Here is a 24,366-nt window from a genome sequence, read left to right as displayed (position 1 = left end):
TGAAAAAAATGACTTTTTTTAATATTTTTATGGACTGTGTGTTCGCACAATTCAAATTTTATTACTATTTTTGCAAAGAATTCCAGAACAATATCTTTAAGCAATGAGTCAAAAGGTAACAATAAAGGATATAGCAAAACGTGCCGGAGTCTCGGTGGGAACAGTTGACAGAGTGCTACACAACCGCCCCAACGTGTCGAAATCTGCATTAGAAAAGGTAAAGAATGTGTTGGAGACCATAAACTACCAGCCAAACGCCTACGCTTCAGCAATGGCTACCAACCGTCATTGCACATTCTACCTGCTGTTGCCAAAGAAGGAGTCCGAAGACTATTGGACTGAAGTTGAGGAAGGAGCCATGCATGCCGTAGAGACTCATCGTGACTTCAAGATAAATGTCCGTACAATACGCTACGACCGTTTCTGTGCTGACTCTTTCCATGACACATGCCTGCAATGCATGACAGAAAAGCCTGATGGCGTGATTGTCGTACCGGCATCACTCGAATACACACGCACGTTCACTGACAAGCTCCACGAACTTGACATACCTTTTATATTCCTTGACTCATATCTTCCCGACCTGAAGCCTTTGGCGTTCTATGGTCAAGACCCTTTCTGCTCAGGGCAGTTTGCTGCCAAGATGATGATGCTTGTTGCCGGAAACGAAAAGGAGATAATGCTGATGAAACAGACAAGGAACGGAAATATTGCATCAAAGCAGCAGTATAACCGTGAAGTCGGATTCCGCCACTATATCAATGAGCATTACCCTGAAATAAAGGTAATAGAGCTTGACCTGCTGTTGGAGAAAGATGCGAAGACACACAACGAACTGCTTGAGAAGTTCTTTGAAAACCATCCGAAGATACACCATTGCATCACTTTCACCTCAAAGGCGTATATCGTTGCGGAGTTCATCCAGCGTACCAACCGCAGGAATGTACAGATAATGGGCTATGACATGATTAAAAAGAATGCGGAATGCATCCGCCAGGGCAGCATCTCGTTCCTGATAGCACAACATGGGTATATGCAGGGATACAACTGTGTGGATGCATTGTTCCGTGCCATCATACTGAAACAGGAGGTGAACCCTGTGAATTACATGCCTATCGAGCTTCTCACGAAAGAGAATGTCGATTTCTACCAGCATAAGCAAATTTAGGACCATTACACAAAAGTGGGCTGCATTTGATGAAATGCTTTACAAGCAGGCACTTAGGAATCCATTAACTGCATGACAGAAACTATTATATCAAAATCTTACAAACAATAAATCTAAACAAATTATGAAGCAGCAAGCATTCTTAAAAATCAATCCTGCCGACTCCGTAGTTGTCTGCCTACAGCCTATCGCAAAAGGCACACAGATTGAAGTTGACGGAAAGTCAATCACTCTTCTTCAGGATACTCCTGCAGGACATAAAGTCCTTATTGAAGACAAGGCAGAGGGCGAGAACATCATAAAGTACGGTTATCCTATCGGACACGCCATGACAGCTCTCAAAGCAGGCGAATGGGTCAACGAGGACAACTTGAAAACAAACCTTTCCGGAAAACTTGAATATACATACAATCCGGTAGACGAAAAACTGACAATCCCTTGTGAGAACCGCACATTCAAAGGCTATGTACGCAAGAACGGCGATGTAGGTGTACGCAACGAGGTGTGGATTGTGCCTACCGTTGGCTGTGTTAACGGCATTGCAGAGAAACTTGCAGAGAAACTTCGCGAAGAGACCAAGTGTGAGGGCATCGACGCTGTCTACACATGGCATCACAACTATGGCTGCTCACAGTTGTCTGATGACCATGAGAACACAAGAAAAGTGCTCCGTGACCTCGTTCTCCACCCAAATGCAGGTGCAGTGCTCGTACTCTCCCTCGGTTGCGAGAACAACCAGCCAAAGGATTTCATGGAAATGCTCGGCGATTATGACAAAGAACGCATCAAGCTCCTTGTAACACAGGATGTTGACGGCGACGAGGTTGAAGCAGGAATGGAGATCCTGCGTGACCTTTACAAGATTGCCAAGGAGGACAAGCGTGAGGATGTGCCGGTATCAAAGCTGCGCATAGGCTTGAAATGTGGCGGCTCTGACGGTTTCTCCGGCATCACAGCCAACCCTCTTGTAGGAGAACTGTCTGACTGGCTTGTGGCACAGGGCGGCACATCAATCCTCACAGAAGTACCTGAAATGTTCGGTGCTGAGACAATCCTCATGAACCGTTGCGAGACAAAAGAGCTCTTCGAGGACACTGTGAAACTCGTCAACGACTTCAAAGAGTACTTCCTTTCCCACGGTGAGCCTGTAGGAGAGAACCCTTCACCGGGCAACAAGAAGGGCGGCATCTCAACACTTGAGGACAAAGCTCTCGGCTGTACACAGAAGTGCGGACGTGCTCCTGTCAGCGGAGTCCTCGGCTATGGCGACCGTCTGCAGGTCAACGGACTTAACCTCCTCTCCGCTCCGGGCAACGACCTCGTGGCTTCCACCGCTCTGGCAAGTGCTGGGTGCCACATCGTGCTCTTTACAACTGGACGCGGAACTCCATTCGGAACATTCGTGCCAACAATGAAAGTCGCAACCAACCCTACCCTTGCAAGCCGCAAGTCAAACTGGATAGACTTCAATGCCGGCCAGCTTATCGAAGGCAAGGACATGCTTACCGTCCGCAATGAGTTCATTGACAAGGTGCTCGCTGTCGCTTCAGGTGAACCGGCACGCAACGAAATCAACGGCTACCGTGAGATTTCTATCTTCAAGAACGGCGTGACATTGTAATCAAAAGGCGGCTTTCCCGCCCTGCAATAGAGTGAACAAAACCAGCGATACCCGTTGTGCGACAACGAGAAAGCTGATTTTGTTCACTTTCATAATAACGGTAAAAGATGGAAGTCAAAAGCACATGGCATTACTCCCACTCCTCACATTCATAACACTGTATCTGGTTGTATCCATCGTTATGGGCGATTTCTACAAAGTGCCTATAACGGTGGCTTTTCTGGCTTCTGCCATAGTGGCCATGGCAACGCTGAAAGGCAAACCGCTGAAAGAAAGAGTCAAGGTGTTCTCCCGTGGCGCAAGCTCTGAGAACATGATCCTCATGATTCTCATCTTCATCCTCGCCGGCGCATTCGCCTCTTCCGCAAAAGAGATGGGAAGCATAGACAACACAGTAAACCTCGCCCTCGCCTACCTTCCACCCGACATGCTCATGGCCGGGATCTTCCTTGCCGCATGCTTCATATCCATTTCCGTAGGAACAAGTGTCGGCACGGTGGTGGCACTCGTCCCTATCGCCTCAGGCCTCGCTGCGTCAACAGGGACAAGCATCGCAATGATGACAGCCGTAGTCGTGGGTGGAGCATTCTTTGGTGACAACCTGTCATTCATATCCGACACAACTGTAGTCGCAACACAGACACAAGGCTGCAAAATGAGCGACAAGTTCAGGGCGAATCTCTTCATCGTTGCTCCGGCTGCCATAGCCATCTTCTTTCTCTACCTCTTCATTGGCAGAAACACCGGCAGTCCGACAGGCATCCATGAGGTAAACTTCCTAAAAGTACTGCCTTATCTCATTGTCCTTGTGACGGCAGCCGCAGGACTTAATGTGCTCGTTGTCCTCACCATAGGCATTGCTTTGACAGGAATCATCGGCATAATGAGCGGAGCTTTCGACATCTTCGGCTGGATGCTGTCAATGAACACCGGCATTCTCGGAATGTCCGAACTGATAATCGTCACCATGCTTGCCGGCGGAATGCTTGAAATTGTCCGTGAAAACGGAGGCATAAACCTTATCATCAACCGCATCACACGCCACATTGACAACCGCCGGGGAGGAGAAGCAGCGATAGCAATCCTCGTCAGTGTAGTCAACTTCTGCACCGCCAACAACACCGTGGCAATAATCACCGTAGGACCAATAGCCAGGCAAATAGCTGAAAAGTTCGGCATTGACCCGCGACGCTCCGCATCCATACTCGACTCGTTCTCATGCTTTGCACAAGGCATCATACCCTATGGGGCACAGCTGCTCATGGCAGGAGGACTCGCGGCTATCGCTCCAATAGAAATCATTCCCTACTTGTTCTACCCATACGCCTTAGGTATCTGCGCTACCGTGGCTATAATAACAGGCCGCCCACGTCGGTTTACAGACAAATGAACAGAACCACAGAAATCATTTTTGACAACCTCTTCATCCTCATGCGCCGCACTGCGTTCAACTCGGAAGAAGAGTCTATCCCTATGTCCCAATGGAAATGGCAGCAGACAGAACTGCTCATGAAGAAAGCAGAAGAAGAGATCGAACCTTACTCCTGTGCAGAACGTTACCATTTTGTCAGCAAATTCCAAGAAAAGAAAAGGGAGACAATATGGCATGAAGAGCCGCACAGCATCGACACTTCAACTGAAACGCTGGAGTTCCTCAACCTTATTATATATAATGTGGACCATATCGAAAGGCTCGGGACATCCATTCCCGGCATCATACTCATAGGGCAATATCTCCGCCAAAGAGGAGACCGCGTGGATTTTGTCAAACTCGACAACTGGATAAGCAAACTGCACATCCGCCGCATGAGCTCCCTCATCGGCTCATTGCTGATGGACATATTCGGGTTTGACGCTGACGAACTGCCTTTCCTCTATAAAAAATACAAGAACACACGGACACTTGTCTGCGAAGAGCTGCAACGTAAGACAGCCATCGGATTTGTAGGAAAAACCACCTCACTGCTGCGCTATTCACCATTCGGTGCCATAGGCTACTGGAGCCAACTGACCAAAAACGCACTTGACAGCATCGAAGAATAAAGCAGGAAACACCACCGGCAGCCACACAATCCCACCTGCACAAAAATCATAGGTTTTTACAGTTTATGTACACACCTATTAATGTTAACATTATTTTAACTTTCATATAACACCTGATAATCAATACTTTGCGAAAAAGTTACACATAACCCCTAAAAAAAAACATAAAAAAACTTTGCAGGATTCAAAAAAGTATGTACCTTTGCATCGTTTTAATAACAATTGATTGTTTTACAGATTTAAAAGCTTAAAAAGAAATGAAGAAATTGGTATTTATGTTCGTAGCTATGGCAGCTATCTCATTCGCATCTTGCGGTGGTAACAAAACAGAGCAGGCTCCTGCTACTGACACTGTTGACACAGTTGCTGTTGACACAGTTGCTGTTGACACAGTTGCTGTTGACACAGTTGCTTAATCATCAACTTAGTACGAACAGTACGACAGACATGACCGCTGGCTCTCAGAGTCGGCGGTCTTTTTGTTTCCCTGACAACAGAGACCATCACAATCCTGTATTGGCATACACTTTGCCAACAGCCTGTGCAAAGTACAAAAAGAAAGAAACATCAAACCTACATAACACACCAACACATGATAGACAAAGTAAAACAGATTGTACTTGAAGCATCGCGCCTGATGTCCACAGATGCATTTGAAATAGAGGAAAAAGACGGAATGGCAAACATTGTCACCTCGTCAGATGTCGCCGTCCAAGACTTCCTATGCAAGAATCTCTCTACAATCCTTCCTGAAAGCGGATTCCTATGCGAAGAGAAAGACATCAATGATGCCACACATGAGTACACATGGATTATCGACCCTATCGACGGCACGGCAAACTACAGCCGCGGCATAGCACAATCAGCCATCTGTGTCGGACTGCGCAAAGATTCCGCCATGCAGCTCGGCATGGTCTACATCCCTATCACCGGTGAACTATTCTTTGCAGAAAAAGGCAAAGGGGCATACCTTGAAATGATTGACTGCGAGACAAAAACAACACTCAAACCAGCCAGACGCATCAGTGTCTCACATCGTTCTTTCGGCAATTCCCTGCTATGCACCGCCCTGCCGGTGTACCATAAGGAGCACGCCGCCGTATGCTCGGCAATAATCAGCGAGACTTTCCCACAGATCAATGACCTCAGACGCTTCGGAGCCTGTGCACCGGAACTGTGCTATGTTGCCATGGGACGCTGCGAACTCTATTTTGAATATATCCTCAGCCCATGGGACTATGCTGCAGCATCCCTCATCCTCACCGAAGCAGGAGGCATAATCACCGACCTTGAGGGCAATGCCGTAACCTGCATTGACCCATGCGGCCTCGTCGCAGGCAATTCTCCTGACAACCACCGCCTGCTGCTTGACATTGTGCGCAAGCACTGCCGGAAATAGCCGGCAAGCACAGCGACAATGCTTGTTTCACCGAACAGCGAGCCCCTGCTTTCTTTCCCTCTGCAACAGAATAATTAGAAAACTCACGGCATTTTGCCCTCTGGAGAATCGCTTGTAGATTTTTTCTGATAAGAAATGTGGGAATTTTAAAATCTCACGCATTTACTCATCACACTGGCAATCAACAACTTACCCAATACGTCTCACATGAAAATATAAAAAACACTGCATTTTTACCAGTTTTTTGGTAACAAAATGCAGTGTTTTTCATAACCTTTTACCACACAAAGTATAACTTTTCATCATCTAAAGTACTACTTTTTGCATAACGAAAGGTCATAATTGGCAAAATGAAGCATATTTTTCCAATTATTACAAGTAAAACATTAGAAAACTCATGCATATTTTTCATGCCTAAATCATCAGTCTCTCGCAAGCATACAGATAGCTTTTTTACCATACACTGAGAATATGCAAAAAACAACATCTTCCCTTCCTTTTCTTGGAAAAATGTGATAAACAGCACCCAAAAACACCTGGAAAAATGTGATAAAATGAGTATTTTTGTATCGGAAAAATGTGATAACCGAATAATAGACTAAGAGGAAAAGCTATAAATAGCCACATAAAAATATCGGTTTTATAGTAAGCAACTGTTGAAAACTCTTTTTCAACAGTTGCTTACTTGAACACAATGCTTTATCACAACATTATCACATTGACTATCAATATCATCCTATCGCACCTCCAAGACATACACCGGAGTCGGTGCAGCGTCCACCGTGCGCTCGCCGTCGCCCTGCGATGTCTGCTGCACAAAGATGTCAAGGCGTTGCTTGCTGCGCCATAATTCTGTGTCACAGCTTGGCTCCCATGCACCAACGGGGAAGTCGGTAAGGTCAACGGTCTGCCACTCGCCGTTGCAGCCAGTGGTGGAATAGGCATAGGACACACGGCTGTCGCGCTCAACATCGCGGAAGATGACACCGACATTCTTGCCGTCGGCAACTATCCTCGGGCGGGAAATGGGAATCATTTTCGTGCCGCCGCCTGACAAGGAGAATGGCGTGGTGCGCCGGGATATGACACGGCTGCCCCACTTCCCGCCGTCATGCCACACCAGCCTGTACTGCGGAACGGTGGAGTCACTGTCACGCCAATAGGTCACGATGTATGGGCGCGAATCGGCATCCGCCGTCATGGAAGTTTGGTTTATCAGCTCTGAGTTTTGCGGTATGCGCCAGGCGTATTCCGCATTTGCGGCAGTTATCGGCAGCACGTATGGCGTTCCGTCACTGCGAGTCCATGTCTTTCCGCCGTCAGCAGAACGCGCATAGCACAAATCATGGTTTGTCTCCACGAGCCATGTCTCACGCCATACCCACGAAACATGGATTATTCCCTTGCCGTCGACATACACCTGCCAATACGGACTGCGTTGGTTCTCGCCGTCAATCAGCGAGTCCTGAACCCTAATCCATTGCTTCGTCCGCCTGTCATAACGGTTCATCGCCATGTTTCCGCGCCCTGAAGCGCCTGAGCGATAGACAAAGAGCAGGTCACCGTCGGCAAGGGTATAGAACTCCGGGTATGTCACATTCTTCTCGTCAATGCCGGTCATCGGCTCCCGGTCACCAAGCGTAAGGCTGCCGGGAGCTATGCTGCGGGCATAGCGCAGCGGATGCCCGTGGTGGTCAAATGCCACATGAAGGTAGCCGTCACCGTCAATGCCTATGCAGATTACGTTATGCCCATCCTTGACATTCCCCTTGTATTGGCTGCGCTGCACGGTCCATTTGTCCGTCCCCATGCGCCGTTTGGCAAGGGTAAGGAAACCGTCCGCATCGTAATAGGACACATATTGCGTGTTGCCGTGCGAGGCCACGGAGTTCGTACGGAACACCGCCGTATTGACGGAAGTGCCGCTCCAGCCGCTCCCCACCATCGAAAGATGCGTCTTCAACGGCTTTGTTTTAGGGCTTTTCGGGAAGGCTGCCACACTTGTCAAAGCAAGCATAGCAGCAAGAAAGATACTGATTTTCATTTTATTTGTTTTACATGGATTGCATAGTCTTCAAGTGCAAATTTACACAATATATTTGAAAAAAGATTTTCTTGCATGCCAAAAACTTCCGATATTCCACGTTTTCGTGCACAATTCTTGCAGATTACAGGAATTTTTCCTAACTTTGTAAGGAAATTTCACATATCTAACTAATTATTATCTGTTTTATGATTTCAAGAAAACATTATATCAAAACAGCACTGTTTGCATGTCTTTTATTGTGTTTCCCTACCGTTTTGCCGGCAAATGAGGCGGCAAAAGTACGCTCTATCATAGCAAAAGCCAACAACTATTGGCAACGCAACAACAAGCCGGAAAGGAATGCCTTTTGGGATAATGCCGCGTATCACACCGGCAACATGGAGGCTTACCGTCTCACAGGCAATGAGGAATGGCTTGCTTACTCACTGAAATGGGCTGAACACAACGAATGGAAGGGCGCGAAAGGCAACGACAAGTCGAAATGGAAATACAACTATGGCGAGACGGACAACCATGTGCTGTTCGGCGACTGGCAGATTTGCTTCCAGACTTATGCCGACCTTTACAACATCCTTCCCGACGACAGACGCATACGACGTGCACGGCAGGTGATGGAATACGAGATGTCCACACCGAAAAACGATTATTGGTGGTGGTCGGACGGACTGTACATGGTCATGCCGGTCATGACAAAACTGCATAAGATAACCGGCAACCCGAAGTATCTTGAAAAGCTGTATGAGTATATTCTGTATTCCGACAGCATAATGTATGACGCTGATGAGGGGCTGTACTATCGTGATGCGAAATATGTTTATCCAAAGCATAAGAGCGCGAACGGCAAGAAAGACTTCTGGGCGCGTGGCGACGGCTGGGTGCTTGCAGGACTTGCGAAAGTGCTTCAGGATTTGCCTGACGACTACAAGCACCGCAAATTCTTCGAGGACAAGTACATAAGGCTTGCCGACGGTGTGGTGGCGTGTCAGCAGAAGGGTGGCTATTGGAGCCGTTCCATGTACGATGAAGCACACGCGCCGGGACCGGAAACCTCCGGTACGGCATTCTTCACCTACGGTCTTCTGTGGGGAATAAACAATGGTTACCTTACCGAAGCGAAATACAAGGATGCGGCTTTGAAAGGCTGGAACTATCTCAAGAACACTGCTTTGCAGAAGGACGGGCGCATAGGCTACGTGCAGCCTATCGGCGAGAAGGCTATTCCGGGACAGGTGGTTGACGCAAAATCCACATCAAACTTCGGTGTCGGTGCATTCCTGCTTGCAGCCTGCGAGTACACACGCTACCTCGAAGCAGGCAGCAATACCGACCGAAAGTATTGGGTGGACTTGCTTTACAATATGGCTTATCCTGTCCTCAGCAACATGGCAAAAGGCGAACTGCAGAAGAATATGGTTGTGGAAGTCAGCCCGACATGGGACGGACGCGACAAGAAGGTGACCTACATGGAGGCGTTCGGCAGACTTATGGCAGGCATTGCTCCATGGCTGGCACTGCCGGACGACAACACTGACGAGGGTGCAAAGCGCAAGGAGCTGCGCCAACTGGCGCTCGCAAGCTACAAGAACGCCGTTGACCCTGACAGCCCGGACTACCTCCTGTGGCGCAATGAAGGACAACCACTTGTGGATGCGGCATACATTGCAGAGAGTTTCCTGCGCGGATTTGATGCGTTGTGGACACCACTTGACGAGACAACAAAGCAACGCTACATCAAGGAGTTCACACTGTTGCGCCGTGTCGACCCACCTTATACCAACTGGCTGCTGTTCTCTGCCACCATCGAAAGCCTGCTTGCCAAAGCGGGTGCGCCACATGATGACTTCCGCATAAACTCCGCAATACGCAAAGTCGAGGAGTGGTATGTCGGCGACGGATGGTATGCCGACGGTCCTTCTTTTGCCTTTGACTATTACAGCAGTTTTGTTTTCCACCCTATGTATCTTGAAACGCTTCAAGCTATGATAGATGCGAAGGTGCGCACACGCATACATTATCAGAAATACTATGACCGTGCACTCAAGCGGGCGCAGAAGTTTGCCATCGTACTCGAGCGTATGATTTCGCCGGAAGGCACGTTCCCTGTCTTCGGACGTTCCATTCCCTACCGCATGGCGACAATGCAGCCTTTGGCAATGATGGCATGGCACGAGAAACTTCCTGCCGGACTGACCAACGGACAGGTGCGGGCAGCATTGACTGCGGTCATGCACAGGATGTTTGACGGCAAGGAGAATTTCAACGAAGGTGGCTTCCTGACAATCGGATTCGCCGGACGGCAGCCGAACATTGCCGACTGGTACACGAACAACGGGTCTCTGTACATGACCTCACTGTCATTCCTGCCTCTCGGTCTCCCTGCCACTCATCCTTTCTGGAGTGACGCTCCTGCAGATTGGACAAACAAAAAGGCATGGAACGGCAAGCCTTTCCCGAAGGACCATCATTGGGATGACGGGAGCAAAGTCCGCGATTTGTTCTAAGATTTCGACATAAACGCCTTACTGTTTGAATATCAAGAATGGTTTCAAGAAAACGATATTACATACCTTTCAGTGTTCTGTCCGCAGCCGCTATCCTGACATTGGGAAGCTGTTCTGCGGGCAGCACACTGTCTGTTCATAATCCGTCATCCCACCACCGATATGCATGTGTGGCAGAGATGGACGCATCCGCTCTGCCTGCGAAGTTCGCATCGGGATTTGAACTATTGGACAATGACGGCAGGAAAGTGATCTACCAACTGACTTACGACAACAAACTGCTGATAGAAACAGACATCCGTGCAGGAGAGACAAAGCACTACAAGCTGAGAAAAAGCACTGCACAAGCATTCGACACGGTATGTGTGAGCCAGATAAGGTATGACTTTCAGGACGATTTCACATGGGAGAACGACCGTGGCGGCTACCGTCTTTATGGCCCGGCATACCGCAACGGAGGCGGCAATGTCAGCGGTTACGACATCTGGACGAAGTCTGTCGGCTACCCTGTACTGGAGCAACGCTACCATGACCATTGCCAAAAAGGCATAAGCTACCACAAAGACCATGGTTCGGGAATGGACGCTTACACCGTCGGGCGCACACTCGGAGCAGGCATGAATGCGCTTGTGGACAATGGCAGCATTGCCTATCCGTGCGCCTATGAGAGGTGCGAAATCCTCGAAAACGGCCCACTCCGCACCACGGCACGCATCACTTGCTGCCCGGAAGTCATAGGTACGGACACCGTTGTGGAAAGCCGTGTCATCAGTCTTGACAAAGGTTCGTGGATGAACAAGACAACAGTGACATACTCAAACCTGTCAACTGCCCATGAACTCGTTACGGGTATTGTCATACACAAGCAGAACAAGCGAGGTTACTCGATAGGCAAAGACAACCGATTCATCGCCTATGCCGACCTTACCGACAACCCGGACAACGGCAACGGTGTGATTTTCATCGGCATAGTAAGCCCTATCCGTCCGGACTCCGTGTCCGTAACTCCATTGAATCCTGCCCAAGGAGACGCTGTTTCACAAATCATCAGCCACACATCGTACACTCCCGGCCACTCGTACACATACTATTGGGGTGCCGGTTGGAGCAAAGGCGGCATAAAAGGCATGCAGCATTGGGAGCAGTATCTCACTGATTTTTACGAAGAACTGCAAGCACCGTTGATAATAAAAATAAAATAAGTAGCAGTTTGGGACTGCTACTTGTTTTATGTATTCTGTCATTTCTCAACCTTGCGACCACGGAAATAGGTGTTCCATGAGTCGTGAGCATAACCATGGGAGTCACATTTGAACGAATCGCTGCTTGCACCCTCTATCTTTTTGCCATAGTAGTAGACGTTCCAACTGTCTTTGGCATAACCATGACCAAGCACGGTGAAACTGTTGCATGATGCGTCTTTTATCTTCGTTCCATCAAAGTAGACACTCCAACTGTCTTTGGCATAACCGTCATTCAGCACCTTGAAACTTGTCACCGACGCACCTTCCACCTTCCTATCGCCAAAGAGCACTGCATCTGCACCTATATAATAATGTGGGCGGTGGTGTCGTTTTTCATGTTTTCTCTCACCATGCCGACCGCAATCGTTCTGCGCCATGCAAGGCGTTGTTGCAAACATCATTGCCCAAACCAATGTAATAATCAGACTTTTCATAAGATTCGGTTTTATAGTTTGTATAACAAGATTCCGCTTAAAGCATTTGCTCAGCCCCCCTGTCGCCCAAGGTCACGACATCAAGATCCTTCATACGGTCACCGTCAATGGTCAGACGCACCAGCGTTCTTTCCACATGCCACCCTTGTATGCCTGCCGCACCGGGATTGATGTGCAACAGACCGAGAGCTTTGTCCGGCATAACTTTCAGTATATGTGAGTGTCCTGAGATAAAAAGCTGTGGCGGATTGCTGTATATCTGTTGTGCAATGGAGCGGTCATACTTGCCCGGATAACCGCCGATATGCTTCATCAGCACATCCACGCCCTCACATTTCCACCGCAAGACCTCAGGAAACGCAAGGCGAAGCATGCCACCGTCGCAGTTGCCACATACAGCCCTGACTGTCCTGATCTTCGGGTTTCCTTCGCTATCCGTGCCAAATGGTGCAGCAAGACGGTCGGTTATGCTCATGTCGCAGATGTCCCCGGCATGCCAAATCTCGTCGCACTCCTCAAAGTACTGCAAGTATTTGTCATCCCACCATGAATGTGTATCGCTGATTATGCCTATCCTTTTCATTGCAAAAACATTGTTTTTTATCCTTATGACAGCAGCCTGAAATTAATCAAAAAAGCTCAGTTGCTGCGGAATGCCTGCCGAATTGCTGTCCGGCAGAGACCGGTTTCCGCTCTCATCAACGGTGTTTTCCACTGTCTCCGAAGAGGAAACGTCCCCTGCAACCATAGCAAGGAACTCGTCCTCACTGACAATCTTCACGCCAAGGCGTTCCGCTTTCTGCAACTTTGACGGGCCCATGTTCTCACCGGCAAGGACAAATGATGTCTTGCCAGATATGGAACCGACATTCTTTCCTCCATGCCGCTCGATCATAGCCTTATACTCGTCACGGCTGTGGTGAGTGAAAACACCGCTGATTACCACCGACTGCCCGGCGAAAGTGTCAGAACCGCCAGACATTTCCTGTTCGGAGAGCCTCATCTGCAAACCGTATTCACGAAGACGGTGGAGTATTTCAATGTTCTTTTCGTCATGGAAATACCTTATCACGCTCTCAGCTATCACCTCGCCTACTCCATCAACTTCAAGCAGTTCCTCAAGAGAAGCCGAAGCAAGTGTGTCCATATCCTTGAAATGGCGTGCAAGAAGGCGCGCCGTTGTCTCACCAACGAAGCGGATGCCAAGCGCGAAAACGACACGCTCAAACGGCACTTCCTTGCTGTCGCTGATACTCTTCACCACCTTTTTCGCAGACACCAGGCGGTTGTCATTACCTGATGTAATCTGCTGAGGGGTAAGTTCATAGAGGTCGGCAATGTTATGTATCAGGCCTCGATTGTAATAATCGTCGACTGTTTCAGGCCCAAGCGTCATGATGTTCATAGCCTTTCGCGCGATGAAATGCTCTATGCGCCCCTTTATCTGAGGGGGACAACCGGCATCATTGGGGCAATAATGGGCAGCCTCTCCCTCATAACGCACAAGCTCCGCGCCGCATTCAGGGCAATGGGTGGCGAACTTCACCGGCACTGCATCTGCATTGCGGCGTGATGTTTCCACACCGACAATCTTCGGAATAATCTCACCGCCTTTCTCGACATACACATAATCACCGATATGCAAATCAAAAGAGCGGATAAAATCCTCATTGTTCAGCGTCGCACGCTTAACAGTCGTTCCCGCCAGCCACACCGGAGCCATGTTGGCAACAGGAGTTATCGCACCGGTGCGCCCCACCTGATAGGTCACTTCCAGCAACGGTGTGCTGACACGTTCCGCCTTGAACTTGTAAGCAATCGCCCAGCGCGGACTTTTGGCAGTATAGCCCAAATGCTGCTGCTGACGCAGGGAATTGACTTTCAGCACTACGCCGTCAGTGGCGACAGGCAGGTTTTTGCGCTCCTCATCCCAATAGGCTATGCAGTCCATCACCTCCTGCAGCGTCTTGCATTTCCTCATTCCTTCCGACATCTTGAATCCCCAGCGTGCGCACTGCATAAGGTTCTCATAATGACCGTCGGAAGGAAGCTCCTCGCCAAGCAGATAATAAAGGTACGCATCAAGGCCACGCTCTGCCACAACACGCGAGTTTTGCGACTTCAAAGTCCCCGAAGCAGCGTTTCGAGGGTTGGCAAACAGCCTCTCTCCGGCCTCCTCACGCTCTGCGTTAAGCCTGCGGAACGACTCCCACGGAAGCAGGATTTCACCACGAATCTCAAAGTTTTCGGGATAACCGCCCGGCATATTTGCTGCCGAAAGCTCCTCTGGAAGCTGCAACGGTATGCACCTGATTGTACGGACATTCTGCGTCACATCATCACCACGCACACCGTCACCGCGCGTGACGGCACGCACAAGCCTGCCATTCTCGTAAGTCAGTGATATTGACAGACCGTCATATTTCATCTCACAGCAAACCTCAAACTCCTGTCCTTCAAGCCCTTTGCTCACCTGCTCATACCATGCCTGCACCTCCTCTCGGCTGTACGTGTTGGCAAGAGAGAGCATCGGATAACGATGTTCCACCTGCTGAAACTGCTGATTGATGTCATTGCCAACCCTCTGCGTAGGAGAATTGGCATCAAACAATTCAGGATGCTTTGCCTCCAAGTCCTGCAATTCACGGAGAAGGAAGTCAAAATCCTGGTCAGAGATAGTCGGCTGGTTGAGCACATAGTAACGGTGATTGTGCTCATGAAGCTCACGGCGTAGTTGTAATATGCGTTCTGTTTCTGTCATAGTAATGGCAAAGTTACGGATATTTTCCGTAATAATACAATGCTTTATACTAATTTTTCGCTTTTTTTACAACAATATATGCAATAAGAATGAAAAAATTGTTATCTTTGCATATTGAAAACTTACTTGCAGATGTGACAGGAAGCATCGGTTCATGTCATTGGCACAAAAAGGTGAAGTAAGGCAAAAACAAACAAAACAATAATATAATGGCAAAAGTTATTATCAACTCATACGATGAGTTTGCAGAATATCTCGGCAAAGAGATAGGTACAACAGACTGGTTTCAAATCGATCAGGAGCGTATAAACCTGTTCGCAGATGCGACACTTGACTATCAGTGGATTCATGTCGACGTGGAGCGCGCAAAGACAGAGAGCCCTTTCAAGTCAACCATCGCACATGGTTATCTGACAATGTCACTGCTCCCGAAACTGTGGTACGACACAATCGAGGTGAACAATGTGGCACAGCTCGTGAACTATGGTCTCGACAAGATGAAGTTCGGAATGCCTGTCATCACAGGAAGCTCCATCCGTATGAAGACCGTCCTGCACAACATCCAGAACCTCCGCGGTGTCTGCAAGGCAGAAATCAAGTTCACTATCGAAATCCAGGACCAGCGCAAACCTGCTCTTGAGGGTATCGCAACGTTCCTCTACTACTTCAACAAGTAAAGGCTTCTGCAGCAAAGAATTTGTGCTACATAACGCCATAAAATACATCGGAATATTATTGGTGTAGCGAAAGGTAACACTTGACATAACAAAAGGTAACACTTTGCATGGTCAAGTGTTACCTTTTACTATACAAAGTGTTACCTTTCATTTTACCACTCATTATCTTCCTGATTTCAAAAAAATACCAGCGTATTGGCTAACAAACCTAACATTCTGATAATAAGCATTTTGTTCTCAAACAAACCTATTATATGATATTATATGATAGGTTCGCTAATAATTGTGGCGGAGCCACAGCCCTCATGATAACCGCAGGCTTCAGCCCTGCGGGCAGTGAATAGTCATACATAACGTGTGGCAGCGCCACACTCCTTTATGATTCACCTTCTCACAAGCGTATGAAAGTGGATTGTTGAGGTTAGTGCCATCTGTGTGTTCTGCATAAAGGAGTGTGGTTCCACCACACAGCGTTTGAGTCGTTTTTCAATCCTCACGGCTAAAGCCGGAGGTTACCGTAAGGGTTGTGGCTCCGCCACACTTTGCATGGAGATGTTGACAATAAGGCATGAGTGTTTTCGCAAATCAATTTTGTTTGACTATAAAAAATACGGCTTCTATGTAATACATTATGATTATATTACATAGAAGCCGTATTATTGTATCTACCTAATAAACAGTCTTATCAGAATTGTTCAAGAATCTTTATCCTTTTCGCAGTGTCAGGGTGAGTTGAGAAGAGATTGCCCATGAATGAGCTGAAACCTGACAAAGCCATCTCAGGACGGATGATGAACATCTGTGCCACATCGTCACGCCCGGTCTCTCCCAATCCCGGGTCACCCGAGATTTTCCTCAGGGCAGAAGCAAGGGCAAGCGGATTACCGCAAAGCTCCGCACCACCTGCGTCGGCCATGTACTCACGCTTTCTGGAAATGGCAAAGCGTGTCATCATAGTGAACAAATAGGCTATCGCACAGCAGAAAAGACCAATCAGCATAACTGCCATCATCGACAGTCCGTTGCCTTTCTCGTCATCACGGCTGCTGCGACTGCCACCACCGAACCACAGCATGTGGTAGAACATGTTGTAGACCATGCCCATTACTGTGGAGATGATGCCCACAAAGACAATGCTGATGACAAGCAGACGAGTGTCGTGGTTGCGGATATGGGTCAGCTCATGACCTATCACTCCGGCAAGCTCATCGTCGTCAAGCAGGTCAAGAAGGCCTGTCGTCACCGTGACAGTATAGGACTTGCTGTCTATCCCTGACGCGAAAGCATTAAGCTGAGGGTCATCAATGACATTGACTTTCGGCATCTCCATACCGCAAGCCATGGTGAGATTCTCCACAATGTTATATACACGCGGGTTCTCACGGCGCTCCAACGGACGTGCCCCCATAGCCGAGCGAATCATGGCGGTGTTGCCGAAATATGCTATTGCAAACCAAATTCCCACTCCACCAACTACCCATGGGAGAGTCCTGAGGAAATAATGATTGACCGCATCAGCGTCAAGAGTGTGCACAAGTTCACCATACTGATTGTAATATCCGCCTCCAAAATAATTCACCAGAGCAAGGAACACCCACACCATGCCAAGCAGGATGACAGGAAACATAATGAGAAGGATTATACTCATCATGTTGTTCCTTGACTGCTGGGTATGCATCCCGACATATTTCATATCTTTTACAGTACGGCGGTTCTACTTAAAAGTTTATCTCAGGAGCCTTTTCTACTGCCGCGCGCTCTGCCGGTGCCACCTCAAACATCGGCTCTTTCTGGAATCCGAACATGCCGGCAAGGATATTTCCCGGGAATGTCTGTACAGCGTTGTTCAACTCACGTGTTGTGGAGTTGAAGAAGCGGCGTGTCGCAGCGAGCTTGTTCTCGATGTCAGACAACTCAGTCTGCAGCTGCAGGAAGTTCTGATTAGCTTTCAACTCAGGATAAGCCTCAACGGAAATCTTAAGACCTGAGAGAGCGCTGGAGAGCAGATTGTCCGCAGCGATCTTGTCGTTCATGCTTGCAGCTGTCATGCAAGCCGAACGTGCTGCTGTCACAGCCTCAAGGAGTTCCTTCTCATGCTTGGCATAGCCTTTGACTGTCGCCACAAGCTGTGGCACGAGGTCATAACGCTGTTTCAGCTGGACATCGATGTTGCCGAAAGCGTTTTCACGGTTGTTGCGCAAGCGCACGAGGTTGTTGTAGATAGAAATCACCCAGAGTACTATCAGTACCACGACGGCGATAATAACGATTGTTGTAACCATATTTTCTTGTTTTTTGTTAGTTCATGTTTGTTTTGCCCTCCCAACACTAAAATATGACATGCAGGAAGGTGCGCACACTATCTAACATGCAAAAATAACGCCAATTACCGAAACAGACAAATTGGCATGGCTTTTTTATGCTTTATTACATATTTTCAAAAGAAATTGTGGATAAAGCGTTTGGTTTACAATACAAAGTTGCAGTGTATCCTACATGGCTGTCTGATAATCCTTCCGGAACCTTCGACTACTCATATCGCACTTTATATAGTAAGACAGAATAGATTTGCGAAAATATGCAAGCGCATTGCTCATGGTTTTCCAATTACCCAATGACTACGTTTTTATATAATTTCCATGTTCTGCCATAATCGCTTCCGTGCAAAGTGTGGCAGAGCCACAACCCTTTATGATTCATCTTCGCACAAGCGTATGAAAATGGATTGTTGAGGTTTGTGCTGTCTGTGTGGGTTAGCCATAAAGGAGTGTGGTTCCACCACACAGCGTTTGAGTTGCTTTACAGTCCTCACGGCTAAAGCCGGAGGTTACCATAAGGATTGTGGCTCTGCCACACTTTGCATGGAGATGTTGACAATAAGGCAGGAGTGTTTTCGCAAATCAATTTTGTTTGACTATAAAAAATATGTGGGAGGATGCAATATATTTTTTGTTTTGTTATCAATTTTATTAAAATTTTAGTACCTTTGCATAAGATAAGCTGCACCTCAGCAATTCAGAGCAAGCTCTATTGCATTCGGTTTGCATTATCTTTGCATAAGACAAGCTGCACATCAGCAATTCAGAGCAAGCTATATTGCATTCGGTTTGCGTTACCTTTGCAACAATTATATACTAAAGAATATGAATATAAGAAAATGCGCCTCCGTGATGATAGGTATTGCGCTCCTTTCATCATGCTCACCAAAAGTTGTCACTGACATCGCAAAGACATATCCGGCAACCAATGCCGAGGATGTGGTTGTGTACGAAGTCTATGACAGTGTGAACGTCAAAGCGGAAGAACTGGGCACCATTCAAGTGAAGGACAGAGGGTTTACCACAGACTGCGGACTGGACAGGATGCTTGGCATCGCAAAGAGCAAAACAGCAGAGGTGGGCGGAAACATCCTGAAACTCACAGAACACAGGTATCCGGACATGAGGAGCACCTGCCACCGTCTATGGGGCACAATCCTTAAGACCGATGACACCACCGCAGCCGCCGGTCATGTGGCAGAGACAAAGGCAAGAGTGGATGAGTACAACAGACAGGCGTTGCAGTCCCGAACGAACATTGACATGTCAGGAAACGTTCTTATGGTGAATTTCGGACCTTCGTGGATCACATCAAATCTTTATGCGCCTAACCGTACTTACAAAGGCAAATCGGGCATTGAGGGAATGGTTAACTATGAGCATTTCTGGAAGAAAGGCATGGGATTCGGCATAGATTTCGCATATTATCAGACATCTTTTGATGATATGGGAGACTCATATTGCGGGGATTATGAAATTACATTGGCTTATATTGGTCCAAGTTTTGTTTTTATGCAGAAACCTTCTGACAAGTGGCGTTTCGAATATTCACTTGGTCTTGGATATGCGCGATACAGTGAGAATGGTGATTATATCCATAATGGCTTTGGCGTAATGGGCCGCATGGGAGTTGATTACTGCATCTCCAAGCACTTTGGCATCGGTTTGAATGTGAATGCAGTCACATCAAGGTTCAGCCGTCCTGACGAGGCAGATTATTACATGGACAAGAACGAGGCCTACGGCATCCAGCGCATAAGTGTCATGGCAGGACTGAAATATTACTTCTAAGTTCCACTCCGACTCAAACTTTCCTGTCTGCCACAGCATAAAAAAGATACGCCAAATTTGCACGATGCTGCAAGCTTGGCGTATCTTTTTTATGCAGTAAGAACCTTTTCTGTGGCTCCGAATGCAAGTTTCTGTCAACAAATGCTTTCTGTCTTGCCTCCACGAAGCATCAGGGAAGCCGGAAGAATCCCACATGTCACTTCATTGCTGCGAGGACTTTCTTGTAGTACCTGTTGGTACTCTTCACACGGTAATTCACTCCTCCGTTCCATGCCCTGATGGCTTTCTCCACGTTGTTGTCCTTGTTGTAATGGCTCTGTATGAGCAGGAACATCTCCTTTGACTTCTCCACGGAGAACCGGTCTTTGAGTGTGTAACGCTTCTTGGAGTTGCGTGCCTTGAGAATCTTGTTGCAGTCCTTGACCAAAATCGGATTAATCTGCATCGCGCCACAAGACAAGCCGTTTACCGCCTTTGGGTTACCTTCACTCTCCACCTGAATGATTGCATCCATGACCGGCTCCCAGTCAAATGCCTCATTGGCGGATGTTGGCACTGTTGTAAATAATAATACTACTGATAATAATACACTCTTTACAAAATTGAATTTCATTATTTATCGGTTTCTGACGCTTTGGAAACGACATCACGTCCATCCGCGAACCGTTATACTCTGGGATATGAGCATCCGTATATTGACTATATTACTTTTACCCTTGAATTCTCATCCGCTCTATTATAATATAGAATAAGGTGTTTAGTACGGAAGTTAACAGCTCTAAGCATCAATTAATACTGAGGGACATCCTCTTCTTTCAGTCACTGACCGGCGGAAGAATCCCGGACATCCCACTCTTTTCATTCGGCAAAGGTAGTACATTATTCCAACATGGGAAAACTTCAACGCTGATTTCTAATGTTTTACAGCTGTTTTTTTGTTATACATCAAATTTTCTGCTGCACAAAACAAATACAATGAGCAATAATCAACGTTATTTTGCATCATTATACAATTTTACATTGATTTTTCTTGCTAATATGCAGAAAAAGAGCTAATTTTGCACACTGAACATGCCTTTTGTGCAGAAAACATATAGTTATGAAATTAGACAAGACAACAATGGAAAGACTCAGCATCCCGGCTGAGATTCCAAGCTTCAACGCATATATAGAGAAGTCCATCATCGACCATTGGGACCTCAATGCACTCACAGACTACCAGGGTGCCACACTGCAATACAAGGATGTGGCGCGCAAGATAGAAAAGATGCACATCCTGTTCGAGAGCTGCGGTGTTGTCCCGGGCGACAAAGTGGCTATCTGCGGCAGGAACATGAGCCATTGGGCAGTGGCATTCCTTGCCACAATGACCTACGGCGCAGTAGTTGTGCCAATCCTTCATGAGTTCACACCGGAGCAAGTCCACAACATCGTCAACCACTCTGACGCAAAACTCCTCTTTGTCGGAGACGTTGTGGCAAAGAGCATCACACCGGCAGACATGCCGGCATTGGCAGGAATCATCAACATCACAGACTTCTCGCTCATAGAGTCACGCACGGAGAAACTGACTTATGCACGTGAGCACCTTAACGAACTGTTCGGAAAGAAATTCCCGAAATATTTCCGCAAAGAGCATGTGTCCTATTTCCGCGAGGCTGACTCCGAGGACCTTGCAATGATAAACTACACATCCGGAACGACAGGGTTCTCAAAGGGTGTCATGATTCCTTACCGCGCACTGTGGGGAAACCTTGACTTTGCCCACAATGCGCTTGGCAAATATGTCAGCCCGGGCTATAAGACAATCTCCATACTGCCAATGGCGCACATGTACGGCATGGCGTTTGAGTTCATCTACGAGTTCGTGGCGGGATGCCATATCCATTACCTGACACGTGTCCCCTCACCTGCCATCGTGGCTCAGGCTTTCGCCGACATCAAGCCGTGCATAATCATCGCCGTGCCGCTCATCATCGAGAAAATCATCAAGAAGAAGGTTCTCCCGAAGGTTTCCGCCCCACATGTCAAGGCTCTCCTCAAGACCCCTGTCGTGGGGACAAAGCTCAAAGCGCGCATACGTGAGCAGGTCTACGAGGCTTTCGGCGGAAATCTCTACGAAATCATTGTGGGTGGAGCGGCGCTCAATCAGGAAGTGGAGAAATTCCTCTCTGACATCGGTTTCCCTGTCACCGTAGGCTACGGTGCAACAGAGTGCGCGCCAATCATATCATACGATGACTGGCAAGACCGTGCGATAGGCTCATGCGGACGTGCGGCATACCACATGGAGGTGATGATTGACTCCACCGACCCTCAGAACGTTCCGGGCGAGATTCTCACACGTGGATGCAACACCATGCTTGGCTACTACAAGAATGAGGAAGCGACAAAAGAGGTGCTCATCGACGGCTGGTATCACACAGGCGACCTTGGCGTCATGAACGCCGAAGGACAGATATTCATCAAAGGACGCTCCAAGAACATGCTGCTCGGAGCCAACGGCCAGAACATCTATCCGGAGGAGATTGAGGACGCCCTGTCAAGCCTCTCCATGGTCAGCGAATGCCTTGTGGTGCAACGAGGCGAGAAACTCGTGGGACTGGTCTACCCTGACTACGACGAGGCAAAGAAGCAAGGCCTTGACCACGAAGCACTGAAAGGCATAATGGAGCAGAACCGCGAGACGCTCAACGCCACACAGCCTGCTTACCAAAAGCTCTCAGCCATAGAACTGATGGAGACAGAATTCAAGAAGACTCCCAAGAAATCAATCAAGAGGTATCTCTACAACTGATTCCTGATAACACAATCAGGGCGCGTTCCTTGTGGAATGCGCCCTGATTGTTTGCATAAGTAACTATCCAACTTACTTTATATTCAAGTGATGCTTGTACTAAATTAATTTTCAAAAATTCCTATTATTACTGTCCGGTAAAACTCCACAAGTTGTTGTGAAATCACATTTTCATAGGAAATGTTTCTCATAAAATGTGGCGGAGCCACACTTTACAGCTAAATCCTGTTGCTGTATGCGAGGATAGGGGCTTGTCACAACTGAAACAGATGAAGGATTATGTGTTGTATATGTTTACCGGACAGCAATAAATTCCTATATTGCATAAAATAACGTGAGTTCTACGAATTTGCTGTATCTGATAAAAAGCGAAATGCTATAAAAAGCACCGTTTCACGTGCTTTGATAGCGTTTTTCTTCATTCTGCCGGATAGTTGCAAATTCGTCGAACTCACGTTAAAATAAAGCTGCCGGCAAACAATCTCTTGCCTTTCATGTCACACACTTTTCCTATCCATTATCCTTTGAATAACTTTCAATCTCACTTTGAACAATGCTTTTTAGTTCATCCTTAGGAATGAAAAGTTTATAGTCCGACACTCCTATAGGCTTATCCAATCCGTCCAAAGACAACTCTACATCCACATGATTTTTCTCCGCACACAGAACAATGCCAATAGACGGATTCTCGCCTTCCGCCCTTTCTGTACGGTCAAGGATTGAGAGATAGTAATTCATTTTCCCAGCATATTCCGGACGATATGCCCCCGCTTTCAACTCTATTGCCACGAGACAGCGCAAATGCCTGTGATACAGAAGCAAGTCTATTCTACCCACACGCCCTTTGTATTCTATCTCATATTGGCTTCCAATGAATGCAAAACCCTTTCCCATCTCCAAAAGAAATTGCTTTATCCTGTTGACAATCCTGCTTTCCAGTTCCTGCTCAAGTACAGGGGTTGTTACTCCAAGGAATCCCAGATTGTATGTGCTTCTCACAATCTCATTTGCATATTCAGCCTGTCCGGCAGGGAGAACTGCTTTGAAGTTGTTATCATTGCGATGCAGTGATGCAGCACTTTTGTGCATTTCCAAATTCACCGCATTAGTCAGCAGCTCCCTGTTCCACCCTTTGTTGATGTTTTCTGTTGCATAATAAAGTATGGCATTGTCATCATCACCAAACTTTGACATAAGGTACAATGTGTTCCACCAAGGCAAAAGTGCGACAGCCTGTCGCACTTTTGGGTCTGCCTCATTAAAACGCACAAAGAACCGCTTCATATCCCACAAATTACGTGGCGACAGTCCCATTGTCGGAAACCTCTTCTTCAGGTCAGCCGACAATCTCCTGACAACACTGTCACCATGCTTCGCATACAATTTGCGCTCATACAAAAGCATGCCCATTTCCCAATGAGCATTGCTCACATTGCCGGCAATACTCTTTGCAATGTTCGCTCTTGCTTTATCCAAAACTGCAACAGCCTGTTGCAGTATTTGCTGATACTCCTGTTCACCCGTTGGGTTCTCTTTCGTTATATTCATTATGCTATGGATGGTTT

The 24,366-nt window shown here is 47.5% G+C and carries 19 protein-coding genes; 11 read left to right on the top strand and 8 right to left on the bottom strand.

Annotated features, from left to right (window positions below; all coding sequences use genetic code 11):
- Positions 1-103: 103 nt before the first annotated feature.
- The 6 genes from HPS57_RS05770 (at position 104) to HPS57_RS05745 (ending at position 6,231) form a co-directional block, all read left to right on the top strand.
- The gene (locus HPS57_RS05770) at positions 104-1,168 is read left to right on the top strand and encodes a LacI family DNA-binding transcriptional regulator (RefSeq protein WP_172181094.1); all 1,065 of its coding nucleotides are present in this window, start codon (positions 104-106) and stop codon (positions 1,166-1,168) included.
- A 124-nt stretch (positions 1,169-1,292) separates the two neighbouring features.
- Positions 1,293-2,789, top strand: coding sequence for a UxaA family hydrolase (locus tag HPS57_RS05765; protein WP_172181092.1), 1,497 nt, complete (start codon positions 1,293-1,295; stop codon positions 2,787-2,789).
- A gap of 124 nt (positions 2,790-2,913) precedes the next feature.
- Positions 2,914-4,179, top strand: coding sequence for a Na+/H+ antiporter NhaC family protein (locus tag HPS57_RS05760; protein WP_172181090.1), 1,266 nt, complete (start codon positions 2,914-2,916; stop codon positions 4,177-4,179).
- Positions 4,176-4,832, top strand: coding sequence for a hypothetical protein (locus HPS57_RS05755; RefSeq protein WP_172181088.1), 657 nt, complete (start codon positions 4,176-4,178; stop codon positions 4,830-4,832). Before HPS57_RS05760 ends, HPS57_RS05755 begins: the two co-directional genes overlap by 4 nt.
- A gap of 257 nt (positions 4,833-5,089) precedes the next feature.
- Entirely contained in the window at positions 5,090-5,248 is a 159-nt protein-coding gene (locus HPS57_RS05750; protein WP_172181086.1) for a hypothetical protein, read from the top strand.
- A gap of 176 nt (positions 5,249-5,424) precedes the next feature.
- Positions 5,425-6,231 (top strand): inositol monophosphatase family protein, encoded by an 807-nt coding sequence (locus tag HPS57_RS05745; RefSeq protein ID WP_172181084.1) that lies wholly within the window; start codon positions 5,425-5,427, stop codon positions 6,229-6,231.
- Between the two features lie 736 nt (positions 6,232-6,967).
- Here the strand turns inward: HPS57_RS05745 and HPS57_RS05740 are convergent.
- Positions 6,968-8,275: an alpha-l-rhamnosidase gene (locus HPS57_RS05740; RefSeq protein WP_172181082.1), complete on the bottom strand. Its 1,308-nt coding sequence runs from the start codon at positions 8,273-8,275 to the stop codon at positions 6,968-6,970.
- A gap of 188 nt (positions 8,276-8,463) precedes the next feature.
- Between HPS57_RS05740 and HPS57_RS05735 the strand changes: the two genes are divergently transcribed.
- Together HPS57_RS05735 and HPS57_RS05730 are read left to right on the top strand one after the other, a co-directional pair.
- The gene (locus tag HPS57_RS05735; RefSeq protein ID WP_172181080.1) at positions 8,464-10,779 is read left to right on the top strand and encodes a DUF2264 domain-containing protein; all 2,316 of its coding nucleotides are present in this window, start codon (positions 8,464-8,466) and stop codon (positions 10,777-10,779) included.
- 38 nt (positions 10,780-10,817) lie between these two features.
- Entirely contained in the window at positions 10,818-11,981 is a 1,164-nt protein-coding gene (locus HPS57_RS05730; RefSeq protein WP_172181078.1) for a BT3233 family polysaccharide utilization protein, read from the top strand.
- Between the two features lie 38 nt (positions 11,982-12,019).
- Here the strand turns inward: HPS57_RS05730 and HPS57_RS05725 are convergent, their stop codons facing one another.
- From HPS57_RS05725 to ligA, 3 genes are read right to left on the bottom strand one after another with little or no spacing between them, the layout of a single operon-like run.
- A complete protein-coding gene (locus tag HPS57_RS05725; protein ID WP_501981537.1) occupies positions 12,020-12,481 on the bottom strand; it encodes a DKNYY domain-containing protein in 462 nt (153 codons plus the stop codon).
- A 13-nt stretch (positions 12,482-12,494) separates the two neighbouring features.
- Positions 12,495-13,040, bottom strand: a complete 546-nt coding sequence (locus tag HPS57_RS05720) for a metallophosphoesterase family protein (RefSeq protein WP_172181074.1) — start codon at positions 13,038-13,040, stop codon at positions 12,495-12,497.
- A gap of 42 nt (positions 13,041-13,082) precedes the next feature.
- The gene (gene ligA, locus HPS57_RS05715) at positions 13,083-15,218 is read right to left on the bottom strand and encodes an NAD-dependent DNA ligase LigA (protein ID WP_172181072.1); all 2,136 of its coding nucleotides are present in this window, start codon (positions 15,216-15,218) and stop codon (positions 13,083-13,085) included.
- A gap of 209 nt (positions 15,219-15,427) precedes the next feature.
- On the opposite strand from ligA, the gene HPS57_RS05710 reads away from it, so the two are divergent.
- Positions 15,428-15,895, top strand: coding sequence for a MaoC family dehydratase (locus HPS57_RS05710; RefSeq protein WP_172181070.1), 468 nt, complete (start codon positions 15,428-15,430; stop codon positions 15,893-15,895).
- A 685-nt stretch (positions 15,896-16,580) separates the two neighbouring features.
- Here the strand turns inward: HPS57_RS05710 and HPS57_RS05705 are convergent.
- Both HPS57_RS05705 and HPS57_RS05700 read right to left on the bottom strand, forming a co-directional pair.
- Positions 16,581-17,588: a M48 family metallopeptidase gene (locus HPS57_RS05705; protein ID WP_135938858.1), complete on the bottom strand. Its 1,008-nt coding sequence runs from the start codon at positions 17,586-17,588 to the stop codon at positions 16,581-16,583.
- Positions 17,589-17,613: 25 nt separating this feature from the next.
- Positions 17,614-18,177 carry a LemA family protein gene (locus HPS57_RS05700; protein WP_172181068.1) on the bottom strand — a complete coding sequence of 188 codons (564 nt, stop codon included), beginning with the start codon at positions 18,175-18,177 and terminating at the stop codon, positions 17,614-17,616.
- A gap of 861 nt (positions 18,178-19,038) precedes the next feature.
- Between HPS57_RS05700 and HPS57_RS05695 the strand changes: the two genes are divergently transcribed.
- Positions 19,039-20,004: a hypothetical protein gene (locus tag HPS57_RS05695; protein WP_172181066.1), complete on the top strand. Its 966-nt coding sequence runs from the start codon at positions 19,039-19,041 to the stop codon at positions 20,002-20,004.
- Between the two features lie 196 nt (positions 20,005-20,200).
- On the opposite strand, the gene HPS57_RS05690 is transcribed toward HPS57_RS05695, so the two are convergent.
- The gene (locus HPS57_RS05690; RefSeq protein ID WP_172181064.1) at positions 20,201-20,617 is read right to left on the bottom strand and encodes a transglycosylase SLT domain-containing protein; all 417 of its coding nucleotides are present in this window, start codon (positions 20,615-20,617) and stop codon (positions 20,201-20,203) included.
- A 486-nt stretch (positions 20,618-21,103) separates the two neighbouring features.
- Between HPS57_RS05690 and HPS57_RS05685 the strand changes: the two genes are divergently transcribed.
- Positions 21,104-22,801, top strand: coding sequence for an AMP-binding protein (locus HPS57_RS05685; protein WP_253946475.1), 1,698 nt, complete (start codon positions 21,104-21,106; stop codon positions 22,799-22,801).
- Positions 22,802-23,311: 510 nt separating this feature from the next.
- Here HPS57_RS05685 and HPS57_RS05680 read toward each other — a convergent pair.
- Complete coding sequence (locus HPS57_RS05680) at positions 23,312-24,349, bottom strand: PDDEXK nuclease domain-containing protein (RefSeq protein WP_172181062.1); 1,038 nt, start codon at positions 24,347-24,349, stop codon at positions 23,312-23,314.
- Between the last annotated feature and the right edge of the window lie 17 nt (positions 24,350-24,366).

Origin of the sequence: Palleniella intestinalis (genome assembly GCF_013166595.1) — a bacterium.
Classification (GTDB): Bacteria; Bacteroidota; Bacteroidia; order Bacteroidales; family Bacteroidaceae; genus Prevotella; species Prevotella intestinalis.
This window is presented reverse-complemented; position numbering and strand designations above follow the sequence as displayed.